The organism is Bacillus sp. JNUCC-22, assembly GCF_018861275.1.
Taxonomy (GTDB): Bacteria; Bacillota; Bacilli; order Bacillales; family Bacillaceae; genus Bacillus; species Bacillus velezensis.
Genome location: NZ_CP076408.1, coordinates 79,531 through 92,816, shown reverse-complemented (window position 1 = coordinate 92,816; position 13,286 = coordinate 79,531). Strand labels below are relative to the sequence as shown.

13 protein-coding genes and 1 rRNA gene are annotated in these 13,286 nt (G+C 47.2%); all 14 read right to left on the bottom strand.

Translation table 11 applies throughout. The annotated features are described in order from the left end of the window. Window positions 1–150: 150 nt before the first annotated feature. Window positions 151–1,700: ribosomal RNA gene (locus tag JNUCC22_RS00490) — 16S ribosomal RNA — on the bottom strand. A gap of 329 nt (window positions 1,701–2,029) precedes the next feature. Then, window positions 2,030–3,529, bottom strand: a complete 1,500-nt coding sequence (gene lysS, locus JNUCC22_RS00485; RefSeq protein WP_007409949.1) for a lysine--tRNA ligase — start codon at window positions 3,527–3,529, stop codon at window positions 2,030–2,032. An 89-nt stretch (window positions 3,530–3,618) separates the two neighbouring features. Next, window positions 3,619–4,620, bottom strand: coding sequence for a tRNA dihydrouridine synthase DusB (gene dusB / locus JNUCC22_RS00480; protein ID WP_007409948.1), 1,002 nt, complete (start codon window positions 4,618–4,620; stop codon window positions 3,619–3,621). 21 nt (window positions 4,621–4,641) lie between these two features. Next, complete coding sequence (locus tag JNUCC22_RS00475; RefSeq protein WP_003150668.1) at window positions 4,642–4,851, bottom strand: helix-turn-helix domain-containing protein; 210 nt, start codon at window positions 4,849–4,851, stop codon at window positions 4,642–4,644. Then, window positions 4,803–5,306: a 2-amino-4-hydroxy-6-hydroxymethyldihydropteridine diphosphokinase gene (gene folK, locus JNUCC22_RS00470; protein WP_007409947.1), complete on the bottom strand. Its 504-nt coding sequence runs from the start codon at window positions 5,304–5,306 to the stop codon at window positions 4,803–4,805. Before folK ends, JNUCC22_RS00475 begins: the two co-directional genes overlap by 49 nt. Then, window positions 5,303–5,665: a dihydroneopterin aldolase gene (gene folB, locus JNUCC22_RS00465; RefSeq protein ID WP_003150671.1), complete on the bottom strand. Its 363-nt coding sequence runs from the start codon at window positions 5,663–5,665 to the stop codon at window positions 5,303–5,305. Before folB ends, folK begins: the two co-directional genes overlap by 4 nt. Next, the gene (gene folP / locus JNUCC22_RS00460; RefSeq protein ID WP_007409946.1) at window positions 5,658–6,515 is read right to left on the bottom strand and encodes a dihydropteroate synthase; all 858 of its coding nucleotides are present in this window, start codon (window positions 6,513–6,515) and stop codon (window positions 5,658–5,660) included. Before folP ends, folB begins: the two co-directional genes overlap by 8 nt. Next, window positions 6,496–7,380 (bottom strand): aminodeoxychorismate lyase, encoded by an 885-nt coding sequence (gene pabC / locus JNUCC22_RS00455; protein ID WP_080491658.1) that lies wholly within the window; start codon window positions 7,378–7,380, stop codon window positions 6,496–6,498. Before pabC ends, folP begins: the two co-directional genes overlap by 20 nt. After that, window positions 7,377–7,964, bottom strand: coding sequence for an aminodeoxychorismate/anthranilate synthase component II (gene pabA / locus JNUCC22_RS00450; protein ID WP_007409944.1), 588 nt, complete (start codon window positions 7,962–7,964; stop codon window positions 7,377–7,379). The genes pabC and pabA overlap by 4 nt, the downstream gene beginning before the upstream one ends. Window positions 7,965–7,970: 6 nt before the next feature. Beyond that, window positions 7,971–9,392, bottom strand: coding sequence for an aminodeoxychorismate synthase, component I (gene pabB, locus JNUCC22_RS00445; protein ID WP_024084798.1), 1,422 nt, complete (start codon window positions 9,390–9,392; stop codon window positions 7,971–7,973). Window positions 9,393–9,559: 167 nt separating this feature from the next. Then, window positions 9,560–10,486 (bottom strand): cysteine synthase A, encoded by a 927-nt coding sequence (cysK, locus tag JNUCC22_RS00440; RefSeq protein WP_004264603.1) that lies wholly within the window; start codon window positions 10,484–10,486, stop codon window positions 9,560–9,562. A gap of 75 nt (window positions 10,487–10,561) precedes the next feature. After that, window positions 10,562–11,452 (bottom strand): peptidyl-prolyl cis-trans isomerase, encoded by an 891-nt coding sequence (locus JNUCC22_RS00435; RefSeq protein ID WP_072588722.1) that lies wholly within the window; start codon window positions 11,450–11,452, stop codon window positions 10,562–10,564. A gap of 45 nt (window positions 11,453–11,497) precedes the next feature. Next, window positions 11,498–12,373: an Hsp33 family molecular chaperone HslO gene (hslO, locus tag JNUCC22_RS00430; RefSeq protein WP_216062043.1), complete on the bottom strand. Its 876-nt coding sequence runs from the start codon at window positions 12,371–12,373 to the stop codon at window positions 11,498–11,500. Between the two features lie 10 nt (window positions 12,374–12,383). After that, a complete protein-coding gene (locus JNUCC22_RS00425; protein WP_007409940.1) occupies window positions 12,384–13,160 on the bottom strand; it encodes a type III pantothenate kinase in 777 nt (258 codons plus the stop codon). Window positions 13,161–13,286 lie beyond the last annotated feature (126 nt).

Here is a 13,286-nt window from a genome sequence, read left to right as displayed (position 1 = left end):
CTTGCATTACTAATTGAATGTGAATTACTTCTGTTATCTAGTTTTCAAAGAACAACATCTCGAAGAATCGAATGATCCTTCAAAACTAAACAAGACAGGGAACGTTCTGTTTATAAGACCCGAGGTCTTATATTCCGTTAAAATCCTTAGAAAGGAGGTGATCCAGCCGCACCTTCCGATACGGCTACCTTGTTACGACTTCACCCCAATCATCTGTCCCACCTTCGGCGGCTGGCTCCTAAAAGGTTACCTCACCGACTTCGGGTGTTACAAACTCTCGTGGTGTGACGGGCGGTGTGTACAAGGCCCGGGAACGTATTCACCGCGGCATGCTGATCCGCGATTACTAGCGATTCCAGCTTCACGCAGTCGAGTTGCAGACTGCGATCCGAACTGAGAACAGATTTGTGGGATTGGCTTAACCTCGCGGTTTCGCTGCCCTTTGTTCTGTCCATTGTAGCACGTGTGTAGCCCAGGTCATAAGGGGCATGATGATTTGACGTCATCCCCACCTTCCTCCGGTTTGTCACCGGCAGTCACCTTAGAGTGCCCAACTGAATGCTGGCAACTAAGATCAAGGGTTGCGCTCGTTGCGGGACTTAACCCAACATCTCACGACACGAGCTGACGACAACCATGCACCACCTGTCACTCTGCCCCCGAAGGGGACGTCCTATCTCTAGGATTGTCAGAGGATGTCAAGACCTGGTAAGGTTCTTCGCGTTGCTTCGAATTAAACCACATGCTCCACCGCTTGTGCGGGCCCCCGTCAATTCCTTTGAGTTTCAGTCTTGCGACCGTACTCCCCAGGCGGAGTGCTTAATGCGTTAGCTGCAGCACTAAGGGGCGGAAACCCCCTAACACTTAGCACTCATCGTTTACGGCGTGGACTACCAGGGTATCTAATCCTGTTCGCTCCCCACGCTTTCGCTCCTCAGCGTCAGTTACAGACCAGAGAGTCGCCTTCGCCACTGGTGTTCCTCCACATCTCTACGCATTTCACCGCTACACGTGGAATTCCACTCTCCTCTTCTGCACTCAAGTTCCCCAGTTTCCAATGACCCTCCCCGGTTGAGCCGGGGGCTTTCACATCAGACTTAAGAAACCGCCTGCGAGCCCTTTACGCCCAATAATTCCGGACAACGCTTGCCACCTACGTATTACCGCGGCTGCTGGCACGTAGTTAGCCGTGGCTTTCTGGTTAGGTACCGTCAAGGTGCCGCCCTATTTGAACGGCACTTGTTCTTCCCTAACAACAGAGCTTTACGATCCGAAAACCTTCATCACTCACGCGGCGTTGCTCCGTCAGACTTTCGTCCATTGCGGAAGATTCCCTACTGCTGCCTCCCGTAGGAGTCTGGGCCGTGTCTCAGTCCCAGTGTGGCCGATCACCCTCTCAGGTCGGCTACGCATCGTCGCCTTGGTGAGCCGTTACCTCACCAACTAGCTAATGCGCCGCGGGTCCATCTGTAAGTGGTAGCCGAAGCCACCTTTTATGTCTGAACCATGCGGTTCAAACAACCATCCGGTATTAGCCCCGGTTTCCCGGAGTTATCCCAGTCTTACAGGCAGGTTACCCACGTGTTACTCACCCGTCCGCCGCTAACATCGGGGAGCAAGCTCCCGTCTGTCCGCTCGACTTGCATGTATTAGGCACGCCGCCAGCGTTCGTCCTGAGCCAGGATCAAACTCTCCGATAAAGTAGTTTGACTGACTACGCACATCGCTGTGCGATTTATTTAAAACTTTGAATTAACAGGTGCGTTTTGTCTTGTTTAGTTTTCAAAGATCATTTTGTCTTTCGTTCAAGCGACTTTATTATTATATCTTATCAATCTCTTGAAGTCAACAACTTTTTAAATTTCTTTTTTTTCGTCAGCGCCTTGTTTAGCGGCAACGAATAATAATATACCACCTCACAAATAATAGTGCAATAGTTTTTTAAAAGAAAATCAAAAAAGTTTCACGAGCGGCTTGTTTCTAAAAAAGCGCCGTACTGCGATAAGCAGAAACGGCGCCTTCCCTTTTATTAGCGTTGTCTCATTTGAGGGAATAATAAAACGTCTCTGATAGACGGAGCATTTGTTAACAGCATGACAAGGCGGTCGATACCGATACCCAATCCCCCGGTCGGCGGCATGCCGTATTCAAGAGCTTCAACGAAGTCTTCATCCATCATATGCGCTTCATCGTTTCCTTCTTCTCTTTCTTTTAACTGCGCTTCAAAGCGTTCCCTCTGGTCGATAGGGTCATTCAGCTCCGTAAACGCATTAGCGTGCTCACGGCCGACGATAAACAGCTCAAAACGGTCTGTAAAGCGAGGGTCCTCCGGATTTTTCTTAGCAAGAGGAGAAATCTCTACAGGGTGGCCGTAAATAAATGTAGGCTGAATGAGTGTTTCTTCAATTTTTTGTTCGAAGAATTCATTGATGATATGACCCACCGTCATTGAGTTTGTGATCTCGATACCATGCTCTTTTGCATGACCGCGCGCTTCTTCAACAGTCATCTCATTCCAGAAATCTACACCTGTCGCTTCTTTGACCGCATCTACCATGTGGAGTCGTTTCCATTCAGGTTTCAGATCAATCTGCTCTTCGCCGTACTGGATTGTGGTGCTTCCAAGCACTTCCTGCGCAATATGTGCTACGAGGTTTTCCGTAAGACTCATAATATCTTTATAATCGGCGTACGCTTCATACAGCTCGATCATCGTGAATTCAGGGTTATGGCGTGTAGAAACACCTTCGTTACGGAACACGCGGCCGATTTCGTAGACTTTTTCCAATCCGCCGACAATCAGGCGTTTCAGGTGCAGTTCAATCGCAATACGCATATAAAGAGGCATGTCGAGCGCGTTATGGTGCGTGATGAACGGGCGTGCAGACGCTCCTCCCGGTATGCTGTGCATCGTAGGTGTTTCAACTTCTAAGTATCCATGGTCATCTAAGTATCTTCTCATCGCTTGGATGATTTTGCTGCGTGTGATAAACGTTTGTTTGCTGTCAGGGTTTACGATGAGATCGAGATAGCGCTGGCGGTAACGCTGTTCAACGTCTTTTAACCCATGATATTTATCAGGAAGAGGACGCAGTGCTTTTGTCAGCAGTTCAAAAGATGTCGCTTTGACAGAAAGCTCGCCTACGTTTGTTTTGAAAACTTTCCCCGTGATGCCGATAACGTCTCCAAGGTCTGAAGATTTAAAGATTTCATATTGTTCTTCGCCGACACTGTCTTTTCTTACGTAAATTTGAATTTGACCTTCTAAGTCCTGCAGATGCGCAAAGCCGGCTTTCCCTTTTCCGCGCTTTGTCATCATACGGCCTGCAATGGTCACTTCGACCGCTTTTTCTTCCAGTTCTTCTTTAGAAAGCTCCTGGTAGGCGTCAATGATCTGTTGAGATTGATGCGTTCTCTCGAAACGTTCGCCGAAAGGGTCAATGCCGTTTTCTCTCAGCTGGTTCATTTTATCTCGTCTGACTTGCAGCTGGTCGTTCAATTCCTCATGATTTTGCTCTTCTTGACTCATTGGTATCACTCCGTTACATTTTGATTTCACGAAAAAGCAGAAAAACTGCCAGCGGTAAGCTGGCAGTGAGCAGCAATAGAGGGTGTATATTAACCTACTTTTGCATCTTGAAGCTCTTTTGCCTCTGCTTCGGCGGTAAATGCATCTAAAAGCTGCACAACTTCTTCACGCGTCTCACATTGGTTAATTTCGTTGCGTACATTCGCATTGCCTCTGACACCTTTCAGGTACCAGGCAGCGTGTTTTCTCATTTCTCTGACTGCCACATTTTCGCCTTTTAACTTAATCAGGCGGTCTAAGTGCAGTTTGCATACCGACATTTTTTCACGGACTTTCGGTTCGTCTTTTAACTCGCCGGTTTCAAGGTAGTGCACCGTACGGTAAATCATCCACGGGTTGCCGAGTGCGGCCCGGCCGATCATGACGCCGTCAACTCCTGTTTCCTCAAGCATGCGTTTCGCGTCCTGAGGCGTTTTGACATCACCGTTTCCGATGACGGGAATGGAGACGGATTGCTTCACTTCTTTAATGATATCCCAGTTCGCAGTGCCTTCATACATTTGCACTCTTGTGCGGCCGTGCAGGGCAACGGCTTTTCCGCCGGCACGTTCAACAGCTTGGGCATTTTTCACCGCATAAATGTGCTCTTCATCCCAGCCCATTCTCATCTTCACTGTAACCGGCTTATCAACAGCATCTACTACTGCGGATACCATTTCATAAATCTTATCGGGATCGAGAAGCCATTTGGCGCCCGCATCACATTTTGTAATCTTGGGTACGGGACATCCCATGTTAATATCAATAATATCAGCAGTCGTGTTTTGATCTACAAACTTCGCCGCTTCCACAAGGGTTTCCTTTTTTCCTCCAAAAATCTGAAGGCTGAGCGGTTTTTCACGTTCATCAATGTAAAGCATCCCCATTGTTCTGGCGTTATTGTAAAGAATCGCTTTGTCACTGACCATTTCAGCGCATACCAATCCGGCTCCGAATTCCTTTACAGTCAATCTGAACGCTGAGTTGCAGACACCGGCCATAGGCGCAAGCACAACCCGGTTTTTCAATTGAATATCACCGATTTTAAACATTTTTCCCCTCCTTTCATTTGTCTATTTTTCAGGCGGGGCCAATTCGTCCGCACTTATATTTAAAACATCTGCCGCATCTTGAATGATGGCATCTGATGGCAATCGGTTTCCGCGTTCAATTTCACCGACAATAGAAACTGATATACCTAATGCTTTTGCAAATCCTTCTTGAGTATAACCTTTCAGCTTTCTGAATGCACGAATTCGCCTACCCCAGATTTCTGCTTCCATACTCTTACACCTTCTTGGTTTGTTTCAGCGCTTATCGTGATATGATCCGCCTGCGGGCATATTTCTTTTAACGGCGCAAGGACAAATAAGCGCTCATACATTCTCGGATGCGGAACAATCAGCCGCTCTGTTTCAATATTTTCACGATTATACAGCAAAATGTCAAGGTCTGCCGTCCGCGGTCCCCAGCGAATCTCTCTCGTTCTGCCTAATTCAGCTTCAATGCTCTGCGTTACATCAAGAAGTTCAAAAGGAGATAACGACGTTTTCACTTCAACCGCCATATTGAGAAACTGATCTTGATCCTCATAGCCGACGGGATCTGTTTCATATATGGAGGACACCTTTGACACCGTCACGCCATGATGCCGGCTGAGCATGGCCACTGCCTGACGCAAATAATGTTCACGGTCGCCCATATTGGAGCCGAGGCCGATATATGCCGTATTGTTCATGATTTCTTTCTCGTCATTTCTATGGCTACTGATTTATAATGGCCGGGAATCGGCGGGTCAGGCTTAACAACCTTTACCGTACATTGCTGCACCGGCTCAAATTTCTCAAGGACGGTGTCTGCGATCCGTTCCGCAAGGGTCTCGACCAAATTAACGGGCTCGCCCTCAACGATGCCGCGGCAGACACTGTACAATTCCGCATAGTTAATGGTATAAGAAAGGTCATCCGTTTTTCCCGCTTTGCTCAAATCCAGTTCGGCAGTCAGGTCTACTTTGAAGCGCTGGCCGAGTTTGTTTTCTTCTTCGAACACGCCGTGATATCCGTAAAACTCCATACCTTCCACATATACTTTATCCATAATGTACGCCTCCTTTGTTCAACATAGCATCCATCATCTTCGTCATTCTTGCGATCTCTTTGACATCGTGCACCCTCACAATGTCGCAGCCTTTTTGGACGCCAAGGCATACTGTCGCTCCCGTTCCCTCGGCACGTTCTTCAGGGGGAAGGTCAAGCACACGGCCGATGAACCTTTTTCTCGATGTCGCCAGAAGCAGCGGATAACCTAACCCGCTGAACACCTCCAGCTTGTTCATGACAGCCAGATTGTCCTCATAGTTTTTCGCAAAGCCGATCCCCGGATCCAGAATCATGTTTTCATCTGTGACGCCGGCTTCTGCGGCAATTTTTACGCTTTCCATCAAGTCTGCAAGCATATCAGGAATAAGATCGTTGTAGTTTCTTTCCATGCGGTTATGCATTAAGATAATCGGAACCCCGTGTGCGGCGGCTACTGACGCCATGTCAGGATCACCTTTCGCCCCCCAGATGTCATTAAGGATAGAGGCTCCCGCTTTGACTGCTTCGTCTGCCACGGACGCTTTGTACGTATCGATTGAAAGCGGAATGTCCAGCTCGCTTGTGATCCGCTCTATGACGGGGATGACTCGTGACATTTCCTCATCAGCCGACACGAGTGATGCGCCGGGTCTTGTCGATTCGCCGCCGATATCTATGATATGCGCCCCTTCTTCAGCCATCTTCGCCGCATGCAGAAGCGCCCTTTCCGTACTGTCGTATTTGCCGCCGTCAGAGAAGGAGTCTGGCGTTACATTTAATATCCCCATAACGAGCGTCTTCTCTTTATAGGAAAGAGCGCCTTTTTTTGTATGAATCAGTTTAGGCTGTTCAATTGTTTGCTGCGCCATTTTGTTCCTCCTCCTGTACATTCATTTTGTTTATTTCCTGCTGATACTGATTACGGAGCAATTGCACCGTTTTTCCGCTCACTCCGGGCAGCGGCACTTCCTCTATTTTAGAAAACGGGATGATTTCAAGCACGGAGTTTGTCAACCATGCTTCATCCGCTTCAAGCATTGATTGAAAACGGAATCGGCCTTCGGTGACTTCTGTCCCCTGCCGTTTCAATTCATCAATGACAAACTGTCTCGTTACACCATCGAGAATTCCCGTATCCAAGGATGGCGTAAAGACCTTGTCTCCTTTTCGCCAAAACACGTTGGAGACAATGCCTTCCGCGACATCTCCTTCTCCGGTCAGGAAAATGCCTTCAAGATTGGGATCATTCCCGATCTCCCGTTTAGCATACATGTTGTTTAAATAGTGATGGGATTTTAACCGGAAATATCCTTCAGGCGTATTTCTCCTGATAGAGAGAAGCTTGCCTTCTTTTTGAACAGGCAGAGTTTCCGGATTGAGCCGGTTGACGAAACAAAGGACGGTCGGCTTTTCATAAGTCTGCGCGGCAAACCCTTTATCGCTGACGCCTGCCGAGATGTTAAGCCGGACACGCGCGCTGCCGTCCTTGATGTCATTGAGGAGCAACAGTCTCCGAAGCATATCAAGCAGCTCCTGTTTGTTCACCTCATATGCAATCTGCAGATCCCGAAGCGCCCTGTTGAGCCTGGCGACATGCGCATCCGGCAGAAACGGCCGGCCGCTGTAAAGCCTGAACGTCTCGAACGCGCCGATCCCGTACAAATAACCATGGTCAAAAGGAGAAAGCGCCGCTTCTTTCTCCTCTATATATTGACCATTCAAATATATAATCACACCGTCACTTCCTTTTTGCGGTGTGTCTCTATAAAGTTTCTGAGCATCTCTTTGCCGAAGGAGGTCATGATGGATTCCGGATGGAACTGAACACCTTCAACAGGCAGCTCATTATGGCGGATTGCCATAATTTCTCCTTCTTTGGTTTGAGCGGATACCGTAAAACAATCCGGCAGCGTGTCCGCTTTGACAATAAGTGAATGGTACCGGGTGGCGACAAGCGGATTTTGCAGCCCTTTAAAAATCGTCTGTCCGTCATGCATAACTTCTGACGTTTTGCCGTGCATGAGCCGCTCCGCTCTGACGACATCGCCACCGAATACTTGCGCAATCGACTGATGCCCGAGACATACGCCGAAAATAGGAATACTGCCGGCAAAATGTTTGATCGCTTCGAGGCTGATCCCCGCTTCATCAGGACTGCACGGCCCGGGTGAAATCATTAAGAAGTCCGGACCCAGCTCTTCAATCTGCTCAATCGTAATCTCGTCATTTCGTCTGACGATCAGTTCCTCCCCAAGCTCACCCAAATATTGAACCAAGTTGTACGTAAATGAATCATAATTGTCAATCATTAAAATCATCTCTGCTCACCTCGTCTGATTTTTTGTCTCTTCTTCGCTCAGCTCTAACGCCTTTTTCATTGCAAAAGCTTTTTTGAACGATTCCTTGTATTCATGCTTCGGAACCGAATCAATGACTACTCCTGCTCCGGACTGCATGAAAGCATGTCCGCCGGCTGCATAGATCGTCCGGATCACAATGTTAAACTGCAAATCTCCGTTGAATCCGAACCAGCCTATAGATCCAGTATAAAGCCCCCGTCTTGTCGGCTCAAGCTCTTCTATAATTTCCATCGTTCTCACTTTGGGCGCTCCCGTGATGGTGCCCCCCGGGAAAACCGCATGAATAATGTCTGTCGCGTCATATCCGTCCTGCAGTTCCCCCTGTACGTTAGACACGATATGCATGACGTGGGAATACTTTTCGATCGCCATAAATTCGTTAACCCGCACGGAGCCGTAGCGCGATACGCGCCCGAGATCATTGCGCTCAAGATCAACAAGCATGACGTGTTCCGCACGTTCTTTTTCGTTGTGAATTAATTCATCAGCCAAAGCCTTGTCTTCAGCATCGTCTTTTCCTCTTGAACGCGTACCCGCGATCGGTCTCGTTTCAAGCTTCTTCCCCTTCTTTGTCACCAATAGCTCCGGCGACCCGCATATCACTTGAAACCCCGGTGTCTCGAGATAGGCCATGTAAGGAGACGGATTGACGTTTCTCAAGTGTTTATACACCTCATACGGATGAACGGATAAGGACTGAGACTGCCTGATGGACAAATTAACCTGGAACACATCGCCGCTCGCGATATATTGTTTAATTTGTTCTACAGCCTGCGAAAATCCTTCCTCAGTGAACGGAGCGGCGTACGATCCGTCCCCATTCCGATTCAGCGGTGAAAAAGGCTCGTCCGCCGTTTGAAGGGAACACCACATGTCCTCTAAGCCGGACAGCTTTTCTTCCGCAAGATCCGCTTCTTCCGCTTCAGTATGGGTAATGAGCCATAACGCCTCTTCCTCATGGTCATAAACGGCCACATCATCAAAAACAAGAAAGTAAATATCAGGTGTTTCCAGATCATCTAACGACAGCATCTTAAAATTCTCAATATATCGGGCGTAGTCGTAACTGATAAAACCAATCGCACCGCCTTGAAAGTCCGGAAACTCAACGTTTGTTTCCGTTCCGAGCGTTCCAAACCATTCATGAAAGGCCCGCAGCGGGTCACCTTCTTTAAACAGTGTTTCCCCCTCATGCTTGATCGTTGTAATTCCGTCTTTTCCTCTGACGGACGCAATCGGATCTAGACCGGCTATACTGAATCTTCCCCCTCTCGCGCTTTCGAGCAGAACATGCCGTTTTCTCGATTTCGAAAGGTTTTCATATCGCTGTAAAAATGCTTGTTTCGTAAAAGGTATTTTTCTTCCTGCCGGTCTGCGTTGTGCCATCATATCAATCCTCTGCTTCGTTTTACTGTAGTTTTATTTTAAAGCAATCACACTGGTGAAAAAAGTGAATTTCACTTCCAACCATAAAATTCGAAACGTTTTTTGGATTTCCGATGCTTCAGGCACAAAAAAACTCCCGGATACAGCCGGGAGCCGTGTGTATGTCTCTATTCAAACTGATAAAGCGGTGTGCTTAAGTAACGTTCTCCGTTACTAGGGATGATCGCAAGCACTTTCTTGCCTTTCCCCAGTTTTTTCGCGATTTCCAGTGCCGCGTAAATGGCCGCTCCGGAAGAAATGCCGCCGAGAATCCCTTCTTCTTTTGCCGTTTTACGGGCATATTCAAATGCATCCTCGTTTTTGACGGGAATGATCTGATCATAGATGTCCGTATTCAATGTTTCAGGGACAAATCCCGCTCCGATACCCTGAATTTTATGCGGGCCCGGTTTTCCGCCGGAAAGAACTGGAGAATCCGCCGGCTCTACCGCATAGATTTTGATGGATGGATATGCTTCTTTCAGTACTTCGCCCGCTCCCGTGATGGTTCCGCCGGTACCGATTCCGGCCACGAACGCATCAAGCTGGTCGTCACCAAACTGTTCTACGATTTCTTTCCCCGTCGTTTGGCGGTGAATTTCCGGGTTTGCCGCATTGTTGAATTGCTGAGGCACAAAGTATCCGTGTTCCTCCGCAAGTTCTTCCGCCTTTTTAATGGCGCCCTTCATTCCTTCTGCGCCGGGAGTCAGCACAAGCTCCGCTCCGTATGCGCGCAGCAGATTGCGTCGCTCCATACTCATTGTATCAGGCATAACGAGAATGGCTCTGAGACCTTTAGCCGCTGCCACCATCGCAAGACCGATTCCTGTATTTCCGCTTGTCGGTTCAATGATTGTGTCGCCGGCTTTTAATTTTCCTTCTTTTTCAGCCGCTTCAATCATCGCCGCTCCGATCCGATCTTTTACGCTGCTGCCCGGATTCATGTATTCAAGCTTCAGATATACATCTGCACTGTTTTCATCCGTCAGGCGATTCAATTTCACAATAGGAGTATTTCCGATTAGTTCAGTAATAGAATTTGCAATACGCACCATGTTGGACACCTCAATTTCCGACTAAATTTATTGGTATTATAAATATAAGTTATCAATTTCAAAATTTTTTGTCAATCATTTAGTTCTTTTTTCCCCGTAGAACCAAGAGACCCCCGCCTCTTTCCACAGCGTTTTGACTGTCGCCTTGTCACCTAATTGATCCATCGCGATCTGGCGTCTGATTTGGCTCTTCACTTCATTGTATGAGAAAGTTCTCGCTTTAAGCTTTTCTTTCAGCTGAATGACGGCGTATCCTGAAGAAACTTTAATCGGTTCAGCGGACCATTCATCTTCTTTAAGATTTTTAGCTTCTGTGATATATGCCTGCGGGATATTTTCCTGGTTTTCTGTCACAAAGCCGAGGTCTCCGCCATACTGAGACGTGTATCTGTCCGTGGAACGCTCAGCGGCGACGGCTTCAAAGCTGGAACCGCCTTTCAAATCAGCAAGCACCCTGTCCGCCTCATCTTTGTTTTTGACGACAATGTGCCGGATTCTGTATGAATCATCGAAATGGTACAATTCTTTATTTTTATTATAAAATGATTGCATTTCCTTATCCGATATATCGATGTCCTTCGTCAGCAGTTCTTCAAGAAGAATGTTGTAGCGGATCTGGTCTCTCCATTCTTTTTCGGTAATATGGCTGTCTTCATAAAATGAATTATCTACCGCTTTGATTAAAAGAAACTCCCGCTCCAATTCGCTGTTTGAAACTGTGAGTTTATTCTTTTTCGCAAGCTCTTCCACTACTTGTGCATTAATCATGTCTTCCAGAGTTGATTTTCCGTACTGGTCTTCCATCTTTTTCATCCAGTCTTGCCGTGTGATATGTTTATCACCGATTGTCGCGATGGATTCTTCAGATGACCCCGCGGCTTGGGATTTTGTTAACTTATACGCCACTGTCACACTGCATACTAACAGCGCCGCTACAATAATCGTCAAAAGTGTTCTCGATTTCAAAATCTACCCCATCCCTTTTATAAAATAGAACAACCCGCTAAAGAGCTAGCGGGTTGTTTCGGCACGAAGCTCTTCCAGTTCTTCTTTTGTAAATAAATATTTCTCATTACAAAAATGGCAAACCGCTTCGGCTTTTCCGTCTTCTTCTATCATATCTTGTATTTCTTTTTTGCCTAGTCCTAAAATGGCCGTTTCGAATCGATCTTTTGAACAAGAACAGTGAAATTTGACCGGCATTGTTTCGAGAAAGTCCGGTTTTTGACCTAGAACTTCTTCTAAGATTTCTTCCGGTGTCAGGCCTTTTTGAATCAATTTTGAAATCGGTTCGATTTGAGATAATTGCTTTTCAATTGTTGAAATGGTTTCTTCATCAGTCCCCGGAAGAAGCTGAATGATGAACCCGCCCGCAGCGAGAATGGTGTTATCAGGATTTACTAGAACACCTACGCCGACAGATGAAGGGACTTGTTCAGAAGAAACAAGATAATATGTGAAGTCGTCACCGAGTTCACCCGAGACAATCTCTACTTGTCCCGTAAAATAATCACGTAAGCCCAAATCTTTTACGACACTGAGTGTTCCGTCAGTTCCGACCGCCCGTCTGACATCCAGTTTCCCTTGTTCATTGAGATCAAAATGAACGTGCGGGTTTGATACGTATGCTCTTACCTCACCCTTTGCGTTCGCATCTGCGACAATGGCTCCGATCGGGCCGCCGCCTTCTATTTTGACTGTCAGCTTATCTTCACCCTTAAGCATCGCTCCTAGCATCAGAGAAGCTGTCATCGTCCGGCCGATTGCGGCTGATGCCGTCGGCCACGTGTCATGCCTTCTTTGCGCTTCATTAACCATATCTGTCGTTCTGGCTGCATAAGCCCGCACTTTACCGTCATATGCAATTGCTTTAATTAAATAATCCATCGTTTACCTCCTATACGTGACCCACGCGATTTCGCTCATAAATGATTTCCAGCCCTTTCAGAGTGAGAAACGGGTCAACAATATCAATACAATCTGATTCGTTTGCGATTAATGACGCAAGCCCGCCTGTCGCAATGACTTTCGGTTCCTGTGTTGCCTGCCATTTCATCCGCTTTACAATGCCTTCAACTTGTCCGACATAGCCGAAAAGGATGCCGGACTGCATGGCGCTTACCGTGTTTTTGCCGATGATATTGTCCGGTCGGGCGATTTCAATTCTTGGAAGCTTCGCCGCACGTGAGTACAGCGCTTCCGTTGAAATTGTAATGCCGGGAGCAATCGCGCCGCCCATGTATTGTTTGTTTTCATCAATGTAGCAATACGTCGTCGCCGTTCCGAAATCAACAACAATTAAGGGGCCGCCATACTGCTGGATCGCCGCAACGGCATTGACGATCCTGTCAGCTCCCACTTCTTTCGGATTGTCATACTTTATATTTAAACCTGTTTTCATTCCCGGGCCGACAACTTGCGGCTCGATGTGAAAGTATTTTGTGCACATTCTTTCTAAAGAGAACATAATCGGCGGCACCACGGATGAGATGATAATCCCTTCAATCTGTTCAAACATGAGTCCGGAATGTTCAAATAAGGAGCGGAGCAGCATGCCGAATTCGTCTTCTGTTTTGTGCCTGCTCGTTTCTATGCGCCAATGATATTCTAATTCCCCATCATGATATACACCAATCACGGTGTTGGTGTTCCCCACATCTATAACCAGTAACAACCTCTATCACCACTTTTGAATAGTTTCTAATCATAACATTTTCAACATTCTACAATACCATACACGATCTGCGGCTCTTTTGTAAACAAAACGGAACCAGTAAAAAAACCGCCGGTATACGCCGGC